Here is a 19,370-nt window from a genome sequence, read left to right as displayed (position 1 = left end):
TACAGTCGTTCCCTATCCCCTGGCCCACGGATGGAGCGACACATGCTTGCAGATCTGAAACCCAATCTTCATCGCCTGTCAGCCGTTTCGCTGCTGGCTGTCGCCCTGGCCCTGGTTGCCTGTAAAGCCCCGCCCTCCTCCACAACCCCAGCATTGCCCATTGCACCGGAGATCGCCTCCGGCTACCGCACCGACTTGCAGACCCGCCATGCCGACAAGCACATGGCCGCGGCGGCCAACCCGCTGGCAGCCGAAGCCGGACGGCAGATGTTGCGGCGCGGCGGTTCGGCCATCGACGCGGCGATTGCCATGCAGGCGGTGCTGACCCTGGTGGAACCGCAGTCCTCCGGGATCGGTGGCGGTGCATTCATTGTGTTGTGGGACGGCAAGGCAGTACGTACTTACGACGGTCGCGAAACGGCACCGGCCGGCGCCACCGAGAGACTTTTCCTGCAAGCAGATGGCAAACCCATGCCGTTTACCGCCGCGCAGATAGGCGGCCGTTCCGTGGGCACACCGGGCGTGTTGCGGGCGCTGGAGCTGGCCCATCGCAAACATGGCCGACTTGAATGGGCCACGCTGTTCGAACCGGCCATCGCGTTGGCCGAACAGGGTTTTGCGATCTCACCCAGGTTGCACTCGATGATTGCGGCCGACGCATCCTTACCGGGGTCGCCGGACATGGCCGCCTATTTCCTGAACGCCGATGGCAGCCCGAAAGCGGTCGGTACGCGGCTGAAAAATCCCGCTTTGGCCGACGTGCTCAAGCGCATCGCCAGCGAAGGCCCCGACGCCTTGTACAAAGGGCCGATTGCCGAAGAAATCGTCGCCAAGGTGCAGGAGCATGCCAACCCCGGCAGCCTGTCATTGAATGATCTCCAGGGCTACGCCGCTCGGGAACGTGCGCCGCTTTGCACTGACTACAAGCGCTGGCAAGTCTGTGGCATGGCGCCCCCGTCTTCGGGCGGGATCGCCGTGGCGCAGATCCTCGGAACCTTGCAGGCATTGGAGCAGCGCGACAGCCGCACCGCCCTAGCCCCCATGAAACCCGTCAAGACCGAGAAACCCGCCGGCATTGAGCCGACGCCCGAAGCAGTGCATCTGATCGCCGAAGCCGAACGCCTGACCTACGCCGACCGTGCGCTGTATGTTGCTGACTCGGACTTCGTCCCCGTGCCGGTCAAAGGGCTAATCGATCCCGGTTATCTGGCCAGCCGCGCGAGCCTGATCGGCCCACGCAGCATGGGCATCGCCAAACCCGGCACACCGCCGGGCGTCCAGGTGGCCTACGCCCCGGACCGTTCGCCCCTGCGCATCTCCACCTCGCAAGTGGTGGCAGTGGATGACCAGGGTGGCGCCGTGTCGATGACCACCACGGTGGAGTCAGCGTTCGGCTCACACCTTATGGTCCGGGGCTTCATGCTCAACAACCAGATGACCGACTTCTCGTTCATACCCGAAGAAAATGGGCAAAAGGTCGCCAACCGCGTCGAACCCGGCAAACGCCCCCGCTCGTCCATGGCGCCGACCCTGATCTTCGATCGCCAGAGCGGTGAACTGCTGGCCGCTGTCGGCTCACCGGGCGGCTCCCAAATCATCGAATACGTCGCCAAGTCAGTGATCGGCCTGCTGGACTGGGACTTGGACGCGCAAACCGCCATCAATCTTCCCAACTTCGGCAGCCGCAACGGCCCCACCGAACTGGAACAAGGTCAATTCAGCCCGACGCTGATCCAGGCGTTGAAAAACAAAGGCCATGCCGTGAGTGAAATCGACATGACCAGTGGGACCCAGGCGATCGTCCGAGTCCGTGATGCCCAGGGCAAAACCTCACTGGCCGGTGGAGCGGACCCGCGGCGTGAGGGCCAGGCGCTGGGGGATTGAGCGTCGCGGCTATCCGGACGGTCTGCGAAGTCGCGTCGCCGGCCATCGCGAGCAGGCTCGCTCCCCCAGGAGTCAGGCCTTGGGGGCGTCGCTCTGCGGTTGGTAAATCAGCAGATCGGCAGGCTGACATTGCAGATAGCTGCAAATCGCTTCGAGGGTAGCCAGGCGAATACCCTTGACCTTTCCTTGCTTCAATAAGGAAAGGTTGGCTTCAGTAATGCCTATCGCGGCGGCAAGGTCCTTGGATTTAACCTTGCGCGTCGCCAGCATCACATCAAGTTGAATAACGATAGGCATAGGGTTCTCAAACGAAAGTTCGGTTTTCTGAATCGACTTCACTGGCCCGGGACAATATCCGGGCAATGATTGCAATGCAGGCTGCAAGAAACAACGCGACAAACGACGGGGCGGTAACACTGAAGGTAAGCAAACGCTGACCGACCGGTGCGTTGATCGTCACCAGCAGGCTGAGAAACGGCTCACACAGGAAATCCAGCAGCACCCACAGCGCCACAGCGCGACCTACCTTCCCCAGGCAAACGGCTGCGTCGCTGGAAAAGTACTCGCCTTGGGCATATCGCTGGAACAACTGCCGCAAATGGCCCAGCCCGAACGCCAGTGCCAGCAGCGGTATGCTCGACAACAGCATTGCGCCAAGGCATTGCCAGCCAGTCAAGCGCATAGCCTCTGCTGACAAGCTCGACAGCTGTCGCTCGGTCAGGGCAAAGCCCAGACCGTATTCTGAAGCAACGTCAGGAAACAGCCAGACCCCGGCGTTGAGGACCATCATCGTGATAATGAAGAGAAGTGTGATGACAGCCATGCGCTGGCTGTACAGGGCGAGACGATTCGAAGACATAGGAGGCTCCACAGAACAAAGGAAGCGCGAACCATAGCGTCTAAATTATCGCCAAACAATAATTAATATGTAAAAAACGATAATATCGAACTCAAGTCGACAACTGATTGGCAAACTGGCTCACGGCATCGACCACCTTCTTCGCTCCATCCTGAATCTCGACGATCACCGTCCCCGCCTCCGCTGCCAGGGCCAGGCCCTGTTCGGCCTGGTGCTGGCCGTCGGTCATCAGTGCCACGGCGTTGCGGGCCATGTCCTGGTTCTGGCGAACCACGCCGACGATCTCATCAGTGGCCTGACTGGTACGCGACGCCAGTTGCCGCACTTCATCAGCCACCACCGCGAAGCCCCGGCCCTGCTCACCAGCCCGGGCGGCTTCGATGGCCGCATTGAGCGCCAGCAGGTTGGTCTGTTCGGCAATACCGCTGATGGTCTTGACGATGGTGCCGATCACCAGCGATTGCTCATTCAGGGCCTCGATGCCTTCGCCGGCGGATTGCATGTGCCGGGCCAGGTCGCGCATCACATCCACGGCCTGGGTCACCACGGTAGTGCCGCGCTGGGCGCTGCTGTCGGTTTGCAACGAGGTGCTGTAGGCAATGCTGGCCGCCTCGGCGACGGCTTTTTCCTGGTTGACCTGATCGGTGATGTCCGTGGCGAACTTGACCACTTTGTACAGTCGTTCGTTGGAGTCGAGCACCGGGTTGTAAGAGGCTTCCAACCAGACCTCACGGCCGTTGCTGTCCAGGCGTTTGAAGCGACCGGCCACAAACTCGCCGCTATTGAGACGCTGCCAGAACTGCTGGTAGGTGGCGCTGTTGTATTCCTCCGGCTCGCAAAACATTCGGTGATGCTTGCCCTTGATCTGCGCCAGGCTGTAACCCATGGCATTAAGGAAGCGATCATTGGCTGTCAGTATGTGACCGCCCAGGTCGAATTCGATCAGCGCCGTTGAACGCACCAGCGCACCAATGAGGTTTTCATGCTCGCGCGACGCCTCGATGGTACGAGTCAGGTCGCTGGAGTACATCGAGAAATAGCGGATTCGCCCATCAGTCGCCCGTACCGGTTGGAGAATCGAACGCAACCAGGCTTCCTTACCGTTGCCCCGGAGCAGCCGTACGGCGCCGGAGAAATGCTCGCCTCGAGTCAGCGCCGTCTTGAAACGCAACTGGAACTCATTGGACTTCAGGTAAGCCGGCACCAGCTCTTCGACAGACCGGCCGATGAGGTCCTGGGTCTTGTAGTGCATTTCGTCGAGGAAGTTCTGATTGACCGTTTGCACCCGCCCTTCGGCATCCAGCGTGAGGGCCAGCATCTCGCGGTCCAGACTCTCCTTCACCTGCACAAGGCTGGACAGTTCCTGGCGAAGAGCCGAAAGCTCCTGCTTCAAGCGTTTATTGAACATGGCATGCTCCGAGAGCAGGAGAGTTAGGTGGCCTGTTCTCTTGCCATCGGCTCGCCGATTTTTTTCTAAAGAGCGCCACAGGCCGCGTCTGAAAATAATCCTGCGCGCTCGCGAACCCGGATTAACCTCCATGGTCACTGGAGTGTTCCAGTGTTGGCGCCTGCACGCCAATACCATGCCGCACCCAATACCTATAACCATAAAAACCGAGGTAATTGCCGTGACCACCGACATACAAGACAGCCGTTCCGCCCGCTTCGCCCTGCGTTGCTCCAGTTTTGCCGAGCGCTGGTTCCCTGACTCCTGGGTGTTTGCCGCACTGGCGGTACTGGTGGTAGCGGTGGCGACACTGTTCATCGGCGCCAAGCCCACGGCCGCCGCCATGGCGTTCGGCGATGGCTTCTGGAGCCTGATACCGTTCACCATGCAAATGGCCTTCGTGGTGATCGGCGGTTACGTGGTCGCCAGCTCGCCGCCGGCTGTCAAACTGATCGATCGCCTGGCCCGCATCCCGAAGAATGGCCGCTCTGCGGTGGCCTGGGTCGCGCTGATCTCCATGGTCGCGTCGCTGCTCAACTGGGGTCTTTCCCTGGTATTTGGCGGTTTATTGGTACGTGCCCTGGCCCGTCGCACCGATCTGAAAATGGACTATCGTGCCGCCGGCGCCGCCGCTTACCTGGGCCTGGGCGCGGTTTGGGCACTGGGTTTGTCTTCGTCGGCGGCGCAATTGCAGGCCAACCCGGCCAGCCTGCCACCATCGATCCTGTCGATTACTGGGGTCATTCCATTCACCCAGACCATTTTTCTCTGGCAATCCGGGGTGATGTTGCTGGCGTTGATCGTGATCTCGCTGATCGTGGCCTATGCCACCGCTCCCGGCCCGAACAGTGCCCGTGACGCCGCCGCCTGCGGGATAGACCCTAGCTTCAGCATGCCAGCGTTGCAGCCTCGCACCCGCCCGGGAGAGTGGCTGGAACATAGCCCGCTGCTGACCATTGCCCTGGCGTTGCTGGCCGCCGGCTGGTTGTTCCACGAGTTCTCGACCAAACCTGCGATAAGCGCCATCTCCGGGCTTAACACTTACAATTTCCTGTTCCTGATGCTTGGCGCGTTGCTGCATTGGCGGCCGCGCAGCTTTCTCGATGCCGTGGCGCGCGCGGTGCCGACCACCACCGGCGTACTGATCCAGTTCCCGTTGTATGGCTCGATTGCCGCGCTGCTGACCACGGTCAAGGGTAGCGACGCCCAGACACTTGCCCATCACATATCCACCTTTTTCGTACAGATCGCGTCCCACGATACCTACGCCGTGTTGATGGGCGCCTACTCGGCGGTGCTGGGCTTTTTCATTCCATCGGGAGGCGGCAAATGGATCATCGAAGCCCCCTATGTCATGCAGGTGGCCAATGATCTGAACTATCACCTGGGGTGGGCGGTACAGATCTATAACGCCGCCGAAGCGCTGCCAAACCTGATCAATCCGTTCTACATGCTGCCGCTGCTGGGGGTGTTGGGGCTCAAGGCCCGGGACCTGATCGGTTTCTCCTTCGTGCAACTACTGGTTCACACGCCATTGGTGCTGGTGCTGCTGTGGGCACTGGGGACGACATTGTCTTATCTACCGCCTGTGATGCCATAAAGCCATAAAAAAGGGTCGATATTTTCGTCGGCCCACTTTTTCTTCGCTCCGGTCTGTTTCAGTATGGCTACACCCTGTTCGAGGGGTCCACACGCTGAAAAGGATCTGAGCATGTCCAAACTCGCCGTACTTTCTTTTGCCACCCTGGCCTTCAGTGCCGCCGCCCACGCCGCCGACATCGACGTATACCTTGGCAGTACCGAACGCGTCACCCGTCTCTTCGCTTATCCCAATAACTGCAACGTCATTTGCTTTCGCGACTGGACGCTGGAGCAGACCGTCGAGCATTACCTGAGCCAAAGTGTGCAACGCGATGGCTATAGCAAGGCCAAGGTCAGCGTCAAACGCGATAACGATAAAGTCTATGCCAGCATCAGCGGAGTGCCGAAGGGTTACGGTCAACCACTGACTGCGCTGCTCGACGCCGGTGACCTGGCATACAACGGGGCCAGCAAACTCAACAGCGATAACAAATGGGCCTACGACTGGTACCTGTTCCTGCCACTGGGCATGGCTCTGGAGAACCGCAAGAGCATCGAGTTGCTGCACTTCCCGCCGGATTACTCCCTGACCCAGGCGCAGGACTATCTGGAGTCGGCCACCACCGATCGCTGGGCCACGCTGCTGACCGCCAACGGCATCGCCGCCGAACAGACCCCGGCCTACCAGACCATCATCGACATCGCGCCCATCGCCGCCCCATCCGATGCCGGTCAGGCGCTGGGCGGGGTCTACGACTATTTCAACGATTACCAGACCACCATGGTCAAGGAGGTCAGTCAAAACACCAGCGGAGAAACGCTGCCGATGGTGGCCTTCGGCGCTCCCGTGCGGAACTGGATCAAGACACAGTACGGCCAGACCGTGAACGTGCTCGGCCTGGCAACCATTACTCCGTCTGCGGGCGTCAAGGTTCCGGTCCTGGGTTCCAACCACCCGAGCTACATCTGGTATGCCGCCGATCCTGACAGCTACGACGGTGACCAGGCCAAGGCGGATGCGGCCGGTTTGAAAGTCATGGGCCAGGACCTGAGCGCTGCATGCTGGCAAGCCGGCATGGGCAGCAAACCGGGCACCGATCCGACGGCGCAATTGAACCAATGCACACAGACCTGGCAGGTCACGCAAAAGGAAGAAACCTGTGAGCTGTTCTATACCTCGATCCGCAAGCTGTCTGCGGACGATGCCGCGAAAAAATGCGCGGAGCCGGCGATCAAATCACAACTTCCACAATTGAAAGTCCCTATGCCAGCGCTGCCTGACGCGGTGTAAACCCAAGGGCTTTCCCGCGTAAGCCTGCGCTCACGCGGGAAAGCGCCTTTGGCTCCTGTCAGAGTCGACAGTAGATGTCGTTTCAAGGTTGCGCGAAGCTAGGCAGGTTTCAACGACCGCTGGCAGGATCGCCAGCGCCAGAAGGCCGAGCGTCCTACGCGACAGGGACCGTCATGACCACCTTCCTTGCAGACAACGCTTTCTCAGCGAACCGGGACGGCATCTATCCCGAGAAACAACTCAGCACGCGCATGGGTTATCCATCCAGGCGCGATTTCGAAGTGCGCCAGACGACTAACGGCCGCGGCAATGGCATCGTCGCCCGCAGGCGGTTTGCGCCGTTGGAAAGGATGTGCAGGGTATCGGGGCTGATCGTGAGCCGACGACGCCTGCATACACTGCAGATCCTGCCGGACATCCACATGTATGACCCGCGCTTCGCCGGATTGCTGCAGCACTCCTGCAGCCCGAATGTTTTCCTGGACATGAGCGAACTGTGGTTATGGGCGCTGACCACCATCGAGGAAGGTGACTGCCTGACGATGGATTACGCCAGTACCGAACAGAAATTGTATCGACAGTTCGCCTGCCGGTGCGGTTCGTCCAACTGTCATGGCTGGATCACAGGCTATGACGAACCGCCCAACGAGCGAGGGATGAAATTTCTGCGGCACTGGCGTCGCCGCTGTCATCGCGACTGAATGAACCGAATCAGGGCGCGTCGACCGGACGCAACCGATACTGCGGCGGCAACTGCTCGAAACCGCTGATCGTCGTATCCAGGCTTTTCCAGCGGCCATCCTTGATCCCGTAGATACAGCCGTGGATCGACAGTTTCTGCCCGCGATGCCAAGCGTTCTGCACGATGCTGGTATGGCCGACGTTGGCCACCTGCTGGATCACGTTGAGCTCGCACAAACGATCCACGCGCTCTTCTTCGGTCGGCAATTGGGCCAACGTTTCGCGGTGCTCGTAGTAGAGGTCGCGAATCGAACGCAGCCAACCGTCGATCAGACCCAGTTGACGATCCTGCATCGAGGCACGCACGCCGCCACAGCCGTAATGCCCGGTGACCAGGATATGTTTGACCTTGAGCACGTCCACCGCGTATTGGATCACCGACAGGCAGTTGAGGTCGGTGTGCAGCACCACGTTGGCCACGTTACGGTGCACGAACAGATCGCCGGGCAGCATGCCGACGATCTCGTTGGCCGGCACCCGCGCATCGGAACAGCCGATCCACAGATACTCAGGGGTTTGCTGACGGGCCAGCTTGGAAAAGAAGTCAGGATCTTCCTGCTTGATCGCATCGGCCCAGCGTGCGTTGTTATCAATCAGATCTTGTAATTCGTTCATGCTATCTAGCCCTCGAGAATAGTGCGCAACTTTGACAGACGACCGCCTGTCGAGGTCACGTCCAGAATGCCGTTGGAATTCTCGCCACGGCTGTGGGTCCACCCAGTAAGCCCCACAGTATGAGGAATTGCCATGAATGATTCACGACGTCCTTTCGACGCGGTTCAACCGGAACCCATCGACGATAACGAAGACCGCATGGGCTCGATGCATGAACTGGAATTCGACGAACAAGAGCCCAGCGCGAAAATCGGTGACGAACTGCCGGAAAACGAACGCGAGCAGTTGATGCCTCGTGAACGCGTGCGTGAAGCCGGGCTGACAGGGGCCTCGATGGATGATCACGAAGCCACCGACGACGACATGAGCCCGGAAACACTGATCCGCGAAGACGGTGCCCGGGACGCCCATGAGGCCGGTGACGATGGGCAGGCCGACTGGGACCTCAGCGTTGTGGATGAAGATGATATTGGCGGGGGCGACGGGCTGGATGAAGCGGAAATGGCCGATATCGACCCGCTGGATGGCAAGCGCTGATCGCACCTGAGGGTCGTTAGCACTGTCACCATCGCGAGCAGGCTCGCTCCCACATTGATTTCTGTGTGGCCTCAAAATTTGTATCCACCGCCAATTCCCTGTGGGAGCGAGCCTGCTCGCGATGGCGGTGGTTCGGCCAGAAACGAACGAAGGGAAACTCAATCGACCAAAGTACAGGCCATGACCACCGCATCTTCACGTCCGCCCACCGCAGGGTAGTAGTCGCGCCGCCGGCCAATTTCATTGAAACCGTAGCGCTCATACAACCGGAAGGCCGTGCGATTACTGTCACGTACTTCTAGGAAACACTCCCGAGCCTCGGCTTTGTAGGCAATGGACATCAGGTGCTCCAGCAGCCGCAAACCCAAGCCACGCCCCTGGTTTTCCGGTTTGACGGTGATGTTGAGCAGGTGCGCTTCATCCAGGATGATCTGCACCACGCCGTGGCCCACTTGCTGCTGGCCTTCGAACATTAGCCAGATCTGGTATTTACCCAGCCCGTCGAGGAAGATCCCCCGGGTCCAGGGGTGGCTGTAGGCCGCGTATTCGATTTTCAGCACAGCGTCGAGGTCCGCCTCGGTCATCGGGCGGAACGATACAGCGTCACTCATTCGATTCTTTCCAGCGCGCCATCAGCCGGCGCATGGCTTGCCAGACATCAGCCTTGCGCTGTGGCGTTTCCATTAACAATTCCAGGCCGGGCAACGCCCAGGCCGAGCCCAGGCCTTCGACCTGCAGTTCGCGATTGAACGCTTGCGCATCCACCTCGCCAGCAAATTTCACCGCCGGCAGACCGATCAGCCACAGGCACGCGCAGGGCTCGTCTTCAAGCCGCGCCGAGACAAAACCCTGGACAAAATCGCGTGCCGCTTCCGGCCCCTGGTCCATGGTCCCGCGGGACAACAACGGCCAGCGCACCGGCTCGCCAATGATCTGTGGGCTGTCCGGCAGACCGGCGGCGCGCAGCATGTCCTTGAGCAACAGATACGCCGGATCGCGGCTTTGAAACGGTTCGCCCGTGGGCAGTTCCACCAGTAGCAGGCAACGCCCTGCCCGTAGCAGTTGCAGCGCGAAACGCGGCGGTGCGACGTAAGGTGCCTTGACCGGGGCCGGGGTCTCATCGGCGGCCTCTACCGGTTTGGCGTTGGTGCGGGTCGAAGCCAGGCTTGGGCGCGGGACCTCGATTTTCGGTCGCTCGACCACGGGCGCCACCGGCTCGGCAACCGTCCTGGCCACGGGCGCAGTCACGACTGGCTCGATCTCGATCGGCTCGGGCGTTTCCAGCAGCTCGGGCCGCGACGGGGCGGCGAACGGCAATTCGGTACGCGGCAGCCAGTTGACCACCTGCATGGCGGTCAGATAGGCGCGGCGGCGGGACTCGATAAGCAAGGGTCGGCCACTTGTGGATAACTGAAAGTGGGAGGGATTCTACCGCCCTTCGAGACAGATCGCTTCCCTGTTGAATCAATAGTTGAGCGATTCAACCGACAGTCCGTCTCAGGGGTGAATCGCAACCGGCCTGATGCAGTACAATCGCCCCTTTTAATTGCCAACCCGACGGCCATTGCGATGATCGAACCCAAGCGCGTCTTGCGCGCCCTCGCTGAACACTGGGCATTGCTGGAACCTTTGTGCGAGCACTTCGACCAGGGCACCCTGAGCCTCAACGAATTGCGTTCACAATTGGCCGCCCAACAACTGGACAGCACGCCCCAGGACATCACCAATCTGCTGGACGTGTGGATCCGCCTGGACATCCTCGTACCGGTGGCAAAAAGCCCGAACCGTTTCGAGCTCAACGCCCAGATCCATGACTTCCTCGCCTACCTGCGCCGCGAACACCGCCTCGGCCTGTGCCTGGAAATCGAAGCTTACCTGCGCCACCTCGAGCGTCTGGCCGGCTACATCCAGGACGCGTTCGACATTCGCGACGGCAACGACCTGGCCCGCCAGTTGCGCCTGCTCGACATGCGCGTGCGGGACGTCCTCAAGAAACTCGCCAACGACGAACAGGCCCTGGTAGCGGTGGCCGAACGGGCCAAGACCAGCGACCGGCAGATTCCGCTGCGCCAGCGTTACGCTGAAGTGCTGGCGACCTGGGACGAATACGTCGAGCCGATGATCCAACTGGTGAACGCCGACGGCGCGTTCGAGCAAGGCGTACGCAAGGTCGAGAATGTGCTGTTGCGCATGCTCACCGAACAGCAGCGCCTCGGGCACCTGGTGGACGACGACATGCTGCTGCGCACCCACGCGCGCATCCTCGAGATGCAGACCAGCGCCCAGTTGACCCTGCGCCATGCCCGTGAATTGCTGTTGCCGCTGCGCGAAGAGGCCCGCCGCCACAACGCCGTGACCCGTGGCGCCGCGTTGGCCCTGGCCGCCATTCGCCGCAAAGGCCTCGATGCCGTGCCGCAGGCCGCCATGCCGCTATTCACCCGGCCGCAAAGCACCTTCCTGGGCAGCGCCAGCCAGGTCGAAGCCTATGTCTATGCCCTGGCCCGTTTCGAACCGAAACCGGCGCGTTTCCCCAAATCCCACAAGACCCACAAGGGTGGCGAGGCACCTCGCGCGCCGCGCACCGTACGTGAGATGGTCGAGCGTTGCGAAGACGCGCTGCCAATGCCGGACCTGATGACCTGGTTGCTGGAGCAGGAGCCGGACGGCGCCACCGACGAATTGCTGTACTGGTTCTCGCGCCTGTCGCGGGAAAAACGCTTCAAGCGCGAGCGTCTGGAACGCCGCGACTATCACACTCACGAGCATCAGGTCAGCCTGCGCTCCTTCGCCCTGCTCTCGGCTGGCGACACCGCCGCCGAGGATTCTGCGAGCATCCCCCATGCATCTTGATCTATCCGAACTGTCCCAGCTGGCGCCGATCTTTCGCGAGCTGTTCAAGGGCTACCACGTCAGCCGCCGTGACCCGGAGCTGTACGCGCAACTGTCCAACTTCCAGGACCAGTACCGCACGCTGTTCAAGGCCCTGGGCTTCGAACTGGTGTGCGATACTCGCGGTTTCTACTACTTCGTGCCGGACCTGGCCGCCGCCGCGGTGAACAAGACTGCCCAACGCCTGGCGCTGTTCACCTTCATTCTCGTCGAGCACCTGGCCGACCAGGGCCGCGACCCGATTGCCGTGCTCGACGGTGGTAGCCTGGGCCGCGATGAATTGCCTTCGTTGCTGGAAAAGTACCGCGACCTGTTCCTTCAGGCCGAAGTGCAGACCCAGGAAGAGTTGGAAGAAAAAATCATGCGCCGCATGACCCAGCTGGGTTTTGCCGGCGAAGAGAACGGTGTCTACCGTTTCCTGCCACCGATGCACCGCTTCCTCGACGTCTGCCTGTCGGTCCAGCAGGACCGCGACCTGGCCGCCAGCCTGCACAGCGTGCTGCCGTTGCCGGCACCGGTATTGATCGACGAAGACAGCGACGAAAAACTGCTGCAGACCGACGATCCGCTGGACCTCAGCGAATTCGAAGGTGAAAGCGAAGAAGACGCACTGGCCCGCGCCATTGCCGAAGAACAGGAGACCGACGCATGAGCAAGGAACGCTACGGCATCCGCCGCTTTGCCCTTTTGAACACCGCCGGCTACAGCCTCGGCCTGTTCCCGCTGGAAGAACCGCTGTCGGTCTACGGCGCGAACAACCTTGGTAAATCCGCGTCGATCAACGCCCTGCAGTTCCCGATCCTGGCGCGCATGTCGGACATGAGCTTCGGCAAGTACAGCCTGGAGCAATCCCGGCGGTTCTACTTTGCCTCGGACACCAGCTACATCCTGGTGGAAGTCGCCCTGCCCCACGGCCCGCACGTGATCGGTGTGGTCGGGCGCGGCCCTGGCGGCGGTTTCGGCCACCAGTTCTTTGCCTACGCCGGCAAGCTGGACCTGGCCCATTATCAGAAAGACGACACCTGCCTGCGTCAGAAAGAGCTGTTCACCAATCTGGAGCGCGAAGGCCTCAAAGCCTACGAACTCAAGCCCGATGAATTGCGCCGCCTGCTGGTGGGCGGTCATACCTCGATTCCGCTGGACCTGACGCTGATCCCGCTGCGCTCCACCAGCGAGCAAAGCCTCAAGACCTTCCGCGCGCTGTTCATCAACCTGTTGCACATGCGCGAAATTACCGCGGCCAAGCTCAAGCAACTGTTCCTCGACGCGTTCGAGCACAGCCTGCGTTCCGGTAGCGTGGATTACATCGCCGCGTGCGAAGAAGCCTTCCGCGATGTACGACGCATGGAACAGGACTACAACTCCCTGGTGGCCGCCGGTCCATTGGTGGAAGCGCTGGCCAATGGCGTGAAGCAGCGCGATGTCCTACGCGGCAAACTGCATCGCCTGTCACCGTTGCTCGACTCGTTGCTGGGTACTTGGTCGGACTACGCCAGTGCGCGCAAGGAAGAGCTGACCATCCAGGCCGAACACTACCGCAACGAACAGGATTCGTTGCAGAACGACCAGCGCGGCGGCACTCAGGAACTGATGCGCCTGGAACGGGAAATCAGCGGCATCCAGCGCTGGATCGGCGAGCTGTCGGTGCTCAAGAACCGCTTCGCCCTGGTGGATGACGTCAAGGTCCTGGAGCAACAACTGCTCGCGGCCAAGGATGCCCACGATGAACTGGCCGGCGCCCTCGCCCAGTCCCGCCAGTTCAGCGCCGAAGACCTGGAGGAGCGTCTGCGGGATCTGGAAAAGCGCCTGAAGTCGGTCAAGCAGCAACTCGATCACGCTGACAACAACAGCTACGCCCGCCTGCGGGAAGAATTCTCGCAGCAGGACGTCGAACGCTTGATGCGCCTGTTCAACAGCGCCTTGTTCAGCCTGCCGCTGGGTGAGCACGGCATCGCGCTGGACGAGAACGGCGAGTGGGTCAAATCCATGGAACTGATCCTCGACGGCTTCAAAGGTGAGCGCTTCGAAGTACCGGGCCTGTCCATCGACCTGTCCCATATCGAACCGCCGGCCCTGCAAGCCTTGGCCGACCGCGCCGCACTGCGGGACCAGAAAGAACGCCTGGAAAAAGAACTCAAGCAGCTCAAGACCCAGCAAGCGGTGGCCGCCGACCGCGCCGCGAGCAAGACCCAGACCGAGGCGCTGTACCAGCAGGTGCTGGATGCGCAAAAAGCCTTGGAAGACTTCCGTCGCACGCAGACCCTGAGCGCCGAAGAAGGCGAAAAGCTCGAACAACTCGCGCAGATGGAAGCCGCCCAGGACGAACTCAAGCGCTCCAGCGATGCCTTCACCGAACGTGTCCAGCAGTTGTCCGCCAAGTTGCAACTGGTGGGCCGGCAGATCGCCGACATGGAAGCCAAGCAACGCACCCTCGACGATGCCCTGCGCCGTCGTCAATTGTTGCCGGCGGACCTGCCGTTTGGCACGCCGTTCATGGACCCGGTTGACGACTCCATGGATAACCTGCTGCCGCTGCTCAATGACTACCAGGACAGCTGGCAGGGCCTGTTGCGGGTCGATGGCCAGATCGAAGCGCTGTACGCCCAGGTCCGCCTCAAGGGCGTGGCCAAGTTCGACAGCGAAGATGACATGGAGCGCCGCCTGCAACTGTTGATCAACGCCTATGCCCACCGTACCGACGAAGCCTTGACCCTGGGCAAGGCACGGCGTGCGGCGGTGACTGACATTGCCCGGACCCTGCGCAACATCCGCAGCGACTACGACAGCCTCGAGCATCAACTGGCGCTGTTCAACCGCGAGATCAACAAACGCCAGGTGTCCAACCTGCAGAGTTTCCGGATCGTTCTGGCCCCCAACAAGGAAGCGCTCAAGCACATCGACCAGATCATCCACAGCGCCGGCCAGTACGAGGAAGGCGAGACCCTGTCGGTGTTCGACCTCAGCCAGAGCGCCGAGCAGGACAACAAGAACGAAGAGGCCAAGGAATACCTGGCCCGTCTGGTGGCGGCCAACCACAACCAGCTCGGCCTCAAGGACCTGTTCGAACTGGCCTTCGAGATCACCAAGGTCAACGGCCAGCCAGTGATCCACACCGATATCGATGGCGCGGCGTCCAACGGCACCACGATGACCATCAAGGCGCTGACCAACATGTATTTGTTGCTGCACCTGATGGATCGCGAACAGGCCGGTCGCGTGCGTCTGCCGTACTACCTTGACGAAGCGGCAGACATCGACGAGAAAAACCAGGCCGCGCTGCTGGAAACCAGTTTGCAGCTGGGTTTTGTGCCGATCCTGGCCAGTGTGAAGCCGCAAGTCTGCGCCAGCGTCGCCATCGACCTGGAAGGCGGCAGCGGCCCCAACGGCATCTACATCGACGAGGCGGACTGGAAGTACATACGCCGTCACGATGCGGTGAAAGCCACGGTGAACGTGCAGGCCGACGAGCCGGAGCTGGATCCGGTTTGAGGTGAATAGCCGGATACAAAAAAGGCCGCGATCCCATGGATCGCGGCCTTTTTCATTGCGGTGGGCTTTTCAGGATCATCGCGAGCAGGCTCGCTCCCACAGGTTTAGCGTCGTTCGTGACAATCCGGCAAGACACTCATTGGGTGGGGGCAAATCTGCTCGCGATGGCGGCAGAACAGCCTGACTTCCCCCATCACTTACCCAGCTTGATCTTCGGCGCCCAGGTCAGCCACTCCTCTTCAAACTGATCAAACAACGGGAACGTCTGCTCCGGTCGCGCCGGGTTGCCCATTCGCTCGCCATCCGGGGTGGCAAAAGCAATGCCGCCCTGGATCAGCGTCTCCAGCGACTCAGTCCGCACTGTCGCGCCTTTGAACAACCCGAAGTCCATGCCGAAGCCACTGGTGTTCCAGAACCGCGTGCCGCTGCGCACCAGTGGCGCGTACTTGGGTTCGATCAGGATATGGACCAGCACACGGTCCGCCGTCTGGCCCAATTCATAGCCGGTCACCTTGCCCACAGTAATCTCGCGATACGTCACCGGCACGCCGGTCTTCAACGAACCACGGCGAGCGGCGCTCAACACCAGGCTCAGACCGGCTTCAGGAACAACGTTTTGCGGTGGGCTGGCGAGGGCCACGAAGTTTTTCTGCGGCCCCAGGTTTTTCACCGGTGGCTGTACTTCGATGTACTGGCCGGTCACCAGCGTCTCCAGGTTCGAGGTCTTCATCAGCCCCAGTTCGGGCTTGACCACCCAGAACTGGGAGCCAACCCGAGCAATACGCTCCGGCACTTCGGTGATACGTGCGGTGAGCAGGATGGATTGCATGTCGGCGCTGAGGTCCACGTCCTCGATCTTGCCCACATCCAGCCCTTTGAAACGAATCGGCGTGCCGCTGCGCAAACCATCGGCACGATCGACTTTGATCGTCACTATTGTGCCTTTCTGTTGCGCGGCTTCGCGGTCCGCATGCAGGCGGAACCGTGGGATGCGCCTTTTCAACGGCACATTGGGTTCCGGCGTCTCGAAAGAAATGCCGCCGGCCATCAGGCTTTGCAGGGATTCGCTCTTGACCTGGATACCCCCCGTCAAACCACCCGTGAGCGTAATCCCACTGGCATTCCAGAACCGGGTCGATCCGTTGACCAGACCTTCGTATTCCTTCTCGATGTGCACACCAATGATCAACTGCTTTTTCTTGCGGGAGAACTGGTAGCTCTGCACCGATCCAACCTTGACCTGTTTGTAGAGAATCGGACTGCCGACCTCCAGTGAGCCCAGGTTTTCAGTGAGCAGGACCAGGTGCAGCCCGGGCGAGCGCAAGTCCAGCGGTGGCGCCTTTGGCCTGGCTTCAAATTCACGCTGCGGCGCACCACCTTTGTCACCGGGACGTATGGCGATGTAGTTACCTTTGACCAGTGCCTCAAGGCCCGTAATCCCTGCGAGGGAGATCGACGGCTTGACCACCCAGAACTGGGTGCCGGTCACCAGGTAATCTTCAGCCAGTGGGTCGAGGGTCAATTCAGCGGTAGCGCTGGACAGGTCCGGATCGACCTTGAGGTTCTTCAGGCTGCCCACCTGGATGCCTTTGTACATCACCGGGGTACGACCGGCCTGCAATCCTTCGAAGTCGCTGAGCTTGACCTTCACGCGGATGCCGGCAGCGGCTGCGTCGAAGTCTTCATAAAGACGGAACGGCAGGCTCGGGTCCGTGGGCGGACTGTCCTTGCGACTCTCCGGCGTGGCGAACGCGATACCACCGGCCACGATGCTCGCCAGGGATTCGCTGCGCACTTTGACGCCCGACAGGTTGGCATCGATGCTGATGCCGCTGGCATTCCAGAAACGCGTATGTTTACGCACCAGGCTGGCATAAGTCGGTTCGATGTAGATTTTGATCTCGACCGTGCCCTGGTCCTCGGACAGCAGGTAGCTTTTCACCTGTCCGACCTGGATCTGTTTATAGAACACCGGGCTGCCACGGTTCAGCGAGCCCAGGCGCTCGGCCTTGAGGGTCAGGTGCAAACCGGGCTTGGCGTCCGATAGCGGCGGTTCTTCGGCCAGGGCCTTGAATTTACGGATCGGCTCTCCTTCCCCCGGGCTGATAGCCACGTAGTTACCGGAAACCAGGGTTTCCAGGCCGGTGATCCCGGCCAGGGTCACGCTCGGCTTGACCAGCCAGAAACGTGTCCCGGTCTTGAGGTATTGCTCGACGTCCTTGTTCATCTCAATGGTCGCAACCACGCCCTTCGAGCTGCCTTCGTCATCGAGCTTGAGGGTCTTCACTTTACCGACCGGCATACCCTTGTAAACGACTTCAGTCTTGTTGACCTGAATGCCCTCGCCGCTTTCAAAGCGCACGTTGATCTCGATGCCGGTTTCGTTATAAGCCCGCCAGCCGAGCCAGCCACCAATAATCAAGGCAATCAGCGGCAAGACCCAAATCGCGGACCAGTTCGAAGCCGGTCGGGTTTTAGCGGTAGGCAAATCAGTCATGGTCGTCATCCGACTCCGTGTTATCCCAAATCAGTCGGGGATCGAAGGTTACTGCGGCAATCATTGTCAAAATCACTACGCTGGCAAAAGCAATTGCACCAAGACCGGCTTCGACACTGGCGAGTCGACCGAAATTCACTACCGCCACCAATATGGCGATCACAAAAATGTCCAGCATCGACCAGCGCCCAATGAACTCGATAAAACGGTACATAAGGATCCGTTGCCGCGCAGACATGGGCTGGTGCCGTTGCACGGAAAACAGCAACAAGGCAATGCCTACCAACTTGAAAGTTGGAACGACGATACTGGCGATAAACACCACGGCGGCAATCGGAATCATCCCGTGCTGAACCAGCTCGATGACCCCGGCCATGATGGTGCTCGGAGCCCCTTGCCCCAACGAGTTGATGGTCATGATCGGTAGCATGTTGGCCGGAATGTAGAGAATCGCGGCAGTGACCAATAACGCCCAGGTCCGCATCAAGCTGTTCGGGCGACGAGGATGAACCAGGGCGCCGCAACGGGTACAGGTTTGTGTATCAACGTCAGCTTCCTGCCGGTTTAGCTCGTGGCATTCTGTGCAGATCAAAATACCCGCATCAATCGCCCGCATGAGCGTCCTCTCCTGATAACGCTTGCCAGATCTGATGCGGCGACATCACCACCTCCAGCCAGACCTGAACGAGCAACAAACTGATAAAACACACCAGACCAAGCCCCACGGTAATGGCCGCCATGTCTGCCAACTTGACGATAGCGACCAGCACGCCCATGAGGTAAACCTCCAGCATGCCCCAGTCGCGTAAATGGTGATAAATGCGATAGAGCAATAAGCCGTAGCTACGGCCGATATTCCAGCGAATGGTCAGTAGCACAGCCAATTGGCAAAGCAGTTTAAGCAGTGGAATGCCCATGCTGCACAGAAAAACCACCACCGATACACCTTGCATGCCGGTATTGAACAGGCCGACCACACCACTCCAAACGGTGTCTTGGGAGGATTGGCCGAGCAAATTGAGCTGCATGATGGGTAAAAAGTTCGCTGGCACATACAACAGCAGAGCGGCAATGACCAAGGCAAGACTGCGTTCGACCACATTGTGTCGGTGAGCGTAGAGCTCATACCCACAGCGCGGGCATTCGGCTTTTTCGCCATGGGCCAGCTGGGGCTTGCGCATCAACAGGTCGCACTCATGGCACGCCACCAAGTCATCCAACGGCAGATCTGACAACCGAGGGGCGTCAAACGGATCGGGCATAAAGAGCTCTGGCTCAACTAAGGTGGAGGCTATTCTAGTGCGCTGGCTTGAAAATAACTGTGCAAATTTATTCGCAGCCTCGGCGCAATTTTATTGCGGGCAAAACAAAACCCCTACCTGCATCAGCAGATAGGGGTTTCGGAATTTAATCTTGACGATGACCTACTCTCACATGGGGAAACCCCACACTACCATCGGCGATGCATCGTTTCACTGCTGAGTTCGGGATGGGATCAGGTGGTTCCAATGCTCTATGGTCGTCAAGAAATTCGGTAGCC

Annotated in this window: 16 protein-coding genes, 1 rRNA gene and 2 pseudogenes; 8 read left to right on the top strand and 11 right to left on the bottom strand. The window is 60.2% G+C overall.

Features of this window, described 5'->3' with window-relative positions; genetic code table 11:
- Positions 1-42: 42 nt before the first annotated feature.
- A complete protein-coding gene (ggt, locus tag BM132_RS05655; RefSeq protein ID WP_092453923.1) occupies positions 43-1,884 on the top strand; it encodes a gamma-glutamyltransferase in 1,842 nt (613 codons plus the stop codon).
- Positions 1,885-1,956: 72 nt separating this feature from the next.
- Here the strand turns inward: ggt and BM132_RS05650 are convergent, their stop codons facing one another.
- From BM132_RS05650 to BM132_RS28845, 4 genes and pseudogenes are all read right to left on the bottom strand, one after another.
- Positions 1,957-2,181: a helix-turn-helix domain-containing protein gene (locus BM132_RS05650; RefSeq protein ID WP_092402532.1), complete on the bottom strand. Its 225-nt coding sequence runs from the start codon at positions 2,179-2,181 to the stop codon at positions 1,957-1,959.
- 7 nt (positions 2,182-2,188) lie between these two features.
- Entirely contained in the window at positions 2,189-2,743 is a 555-nt protein-coding gene (locus tag BM132_RS05645; RefSeq protein ID WP_092402534.1) for a DUF2975 domain-containing protein, read from the bottom strand.
- 91 nt (positions 2,744-2,834) lie between these two features.
- Positions 2,835-3,266, bottom strand: a pseudogene (locus tag BM132_RS28850) (methyl-accepting chemotaxis protein); the annotation flags it as partial.
- A 108-nt stretch (positions 3,267-3,374) separates the two neighbouring features.
- Positions 3,375-4,061, bottom strand: a pseudogene (locus BM132_RS28845) (PAS domain-containing protein); the annotation flags it as partial.
- Between the two features lie 310 nt (positions 4,062-4,371).
- Between BM132_RS28845 and BM132_RS05635 the strand changes: the two are divergent.
- The 3 genes from BM132_RS05635 (at position 4,372) to BM132_RS05625 (ending at position 7,763) form a co-directional block, all read left to right on the top strand.
- The gene (locus tag BM132_RS05635) at positions 4,372-5,790 is read left to right on the top strand and encodes a short-chain fatty acid transporter (protein ID WP_076386741.1); all 1,419 of its coding nucleotides are present in this window, start codon (positions 4,372-4,374) and stop codon (positions 5,788-5,790) included.
- Positions 5,791-5,901: 111 nt separating this feature from the next.
- On the top strand, positions 5,902-7,062 hold the full coding sequence (locus BM132_RS05630) for a hypothetical protein (protein ID WP_092453919.1): 1,161 nt from the start codon (positions 5,902-5,904) through the stop codon (positions 7,060-7,062).
- A gap of 173 nt (positions 7,063-7,235) precedes the next feature.
- Positions 7,236-7,763 (top strand): SET domain-containing protein, encoded by a 528-nt coding sequence (locus BM132_RS05625; protein ID WP_092402540.1) that lies wholly within the window; start codon positions 7,236-7,238, stop codon positions 7,761-7,763.
- Positions 7,764-7,773: 10 nt separating this feature from the next.
- Here BM132_RS05625 and can read toward each other — a convergent pair whose 3' ends face one another.
- Positions 7,774-8,418 carry a carbonate dehydratase gene (can, locus tag BM132_RS05620; protein ID WP_092402542.1) on the bottom strand — a complete coding sequence of 215 codons (645 nt, stop codon included), beginning with the start codon at positions 8,416-8,418 and terminating at the stop codon, positions 7,774-7,776.
- Between the two features lie 132 nt (positions 8,419-8,550).
- Here can and BM132_RS05615 point away from each other — a divergent pair, with 132 nt between their 5' ends.
- Complete coding sequence (locus BM132_RS05615; RefSeq protein ID WP_092402544.1) at positions 8,551-8,955, top strand: serine kinase/phosphatase; 405 nt, start codon at positions 8,551-8,553, stop codon at positions 8,953-8,955.
- 158 nt (positions 8,956-9,113) lie between these two features.
- On the opposite strand, the gene rimI is transcribed toward BM132_RS05615, so the two are convergent.
- Both rimI and BM132_RS05605 read right to left on the bottom strand, forming a co-directional pair.
- Complete coding sequence (gene rimI, locus BM132_RS05610; RefSeq protein ID WP_003205585.1) at positions 9,114-9,566, bottom strand: ribosomal protein S18-alanine N-acetyltransferase; 453 nt, start codon at positions 9,564-9,566, stop codon at positions 9,114-9,116.
- Positions 9,559-10,344, bottom strand: a complete 786-nt coding sequence (locus BM132_RS05605; protein WP_092402546.1) for an energy transducer TonB — start codon at positions 10,342-10,344, stop codon at positions 9,559-9,561. Before BM132_RS05605 ends, rimI begins: the two co-directional genes overlap by 8 nt.
- 180 nt (positions 10,345-10,524) lie before the next feature.
- Here BM132_RS05605 and mksB point away from each other — a divergent pair, with 180 nt between their 5' ends.
- From mksB to mksF, 3 genes are read left to right on the top strand one after another with little or no spacing between them, the layout of a single operon-like run.
- Positions 10,525-11,805, top strand: a complete 1,281-nt coding sequence (gene mksB, locus BM132_RS05600) for an Mks condensin complex protein MksB (RefSeq protein ID WP_092402547.1) — start codon at positions 10,525-10,527, stop codon at positions 11,803-11,805.
- Complete coding sequence (mksE, locus tag BM132_RS05595; RefSeq protein WP_047229373.1) at positions 11,795-12,496, top strand: Mks condensin complex protein MksE; 702 nt, start codon at positions 11,795-11,797, stop codon at positions 12,494-12,496. The genes mksB and mksE overlap by 11 nt, the downstream gene beginning before the upstream one ends.
- Complete coding sequence (gene mksF / locus BM132_RS05590; protein ID WP_092402549.1) at positions 12,493-15,333, top strand: Mks condensin complex protein MksF; 2,841 nt, start codon at positions 12,493-12,495, stop codon at positions 15,331-15,333. The genes mksE and mksF overlap by 4 nt, the downstream gene beginning before the upstream one ends.
- Before the next feature lie 193 nt (positions 15,334-15,526).
- On the opposite strand, the gene BM132_RS05585 is transcribed toward mksF, so the two are convergent.
- From BM132_RS05585 to rrf, 4 genes are all read right to left on the bottom strand, one after another.
- Positions 15,527-17,830, bottom strand: coding sequence for a PqiB family protein (locus BM132_RS05585; protein ID WP_092454463.1), 2,304 nt, complete (start codon positions 17,828-17,830; stop codon positions 15,527-15,529).
- The gene (locus BM132_RS05580; RefSeq protein ID WP_047229371.1) at positions 17,823-18,446 is read right to left on the bottom strand and encodes a paraquat-inducible protein A; all 624 of its coding nucleotides are present in this window, start codon (positions 18,444-18,446) and stop codon (positions 17,823-17,825) included. Before BM132_RS05580 ends, BM132_RS05585 begins: the two co-directional genes overlap by 8 nt.
- A complete protein-coding gene (locus tag BM132_RS05575; protein ID WP_092402551.1) occupies positions 18,433-19,092 on the bottom strand; it encodes a paraquat-inducible protein A in 660 nt (219 codons plus the stop codon). Before BM132_RS05575 ends, BM132_RS05580 begins: the two co-directional genes overlap by 14 nt.
- A 149-nt stretch (positions 19,093-19,241) precedes the next feature.
- Positions 19,242-19,357: ribosomal RNA gene (gene rrf, locus BM132_RS05570) — 5S ribosomal RNA — on the bottom strand.
- Positions 19,358-19,370: the final 13 nt, after the last annotated feature.

Origin of the sequence: Pseudomonas sp. NFACC45 (assembly GCF_900113505.1) — a bacterium.
Taxonomy (GTDB): domain Bacteria; phylum Pseudomonadota; class Gammaproteobacteria; order Pseudomonadales; family Pseudomonadaceae; genus Aquipseudomonas; species Aquipseudomonas tehranensis.
This window is presented reverse-complemented; position numbering and strand designations above follow the sequence as displayed.

Coding starts and splice junctions, on each gene's coding strand:
- ggt (WP_092453923.1), top strand. CDS start 43: ATGCTTGCAGATCTGAAACCCAATCTTCATCGCCTGTCAGCCGTTTCG.
- BM132_RS05645 (WP_092402534.1), bottom strand. CDS start 2,743: ATGTCTTCGAATCGTCTCGCCCTGTACAGCCAGCGCATGGCTGTCATC.
- mksF (WP_092402549.1), top strand. CDS start 12,493: ATGAGCAAGGAACGCTACGGCATCCGCCGCTTTGCCCTTTTGAACACC.
- mksE (WP_047229373.1), top strand. CDS start 11,795: ATGCATCTTGATCTATCCGAACTGTCCCAGCTGGCGCCGATCTTTCGC.
- BM132_RS05585 (WP_092454463.1), bottom strand. CDS start 17,830: ATGACTGATTTGCCTACCGCTAAAACCCGACCGGCTTCGAACTGGTCC.
- BM132_RS05615 (WP_092402544.1), top strand. CDS start 8,551: ATGAATGATTCACGACGTCCTTTCGACGCGGTTCAACCGGAACCCATC.
- BM132_RS05650 (WP_092402532.1), bottom strand. CDS start 2,181: ATGCCTATCGTTATTCAACTTGATGTGATGCTGGCGACGCGCAAGGTT.
- BM132_RS05630 (WP_092453919.1), top strand. CDS start 5,902: ATGTCCAAACTCGCCGTACTTTCTTTTGCCACCCTGGCCTTCAGTGCC.
- can (WP_092402542.1), bottom strand. CDS start 8,418: ATGAACGAATTACAAGATCTGATTGATAACAACGCACGCTGGGCCGAT.
- rimI (WP_003205585.1), bottom strand. CDS start 9,566: ATGAGTGACGCTGTATCGTTCCGCCCGATGACCGAGGCGGACCTCGAC.
- BM132_RS05575 (WP_092402551.1), bottom strand. CDS start 19,092: ATGCCCGATCCGTTTGACGCCCCTCGGTTGTCAGATCTGCCGTTGGAT.
- BM132_RS05625 (WP_092402540.1), top strand. CDS start 7,236: ATGACCACCTTCCTTGCAGACAACGCTTTCTCAGCGAACCGGGACGGC.
- BM132_RS05580 (WP_047229371.1), bottom strand. CDS start 18,446: ATGCGGGCGATTGATGCGGGTATTTTGATCTGCACAGAATGCCACGAG.
- mksB (WP_092402547.1), top strand. CDS start 10,525: ATGATCGAACCCAAGCGCGTCTTGCGCGCCCTCGCTGAACACTGGGCA.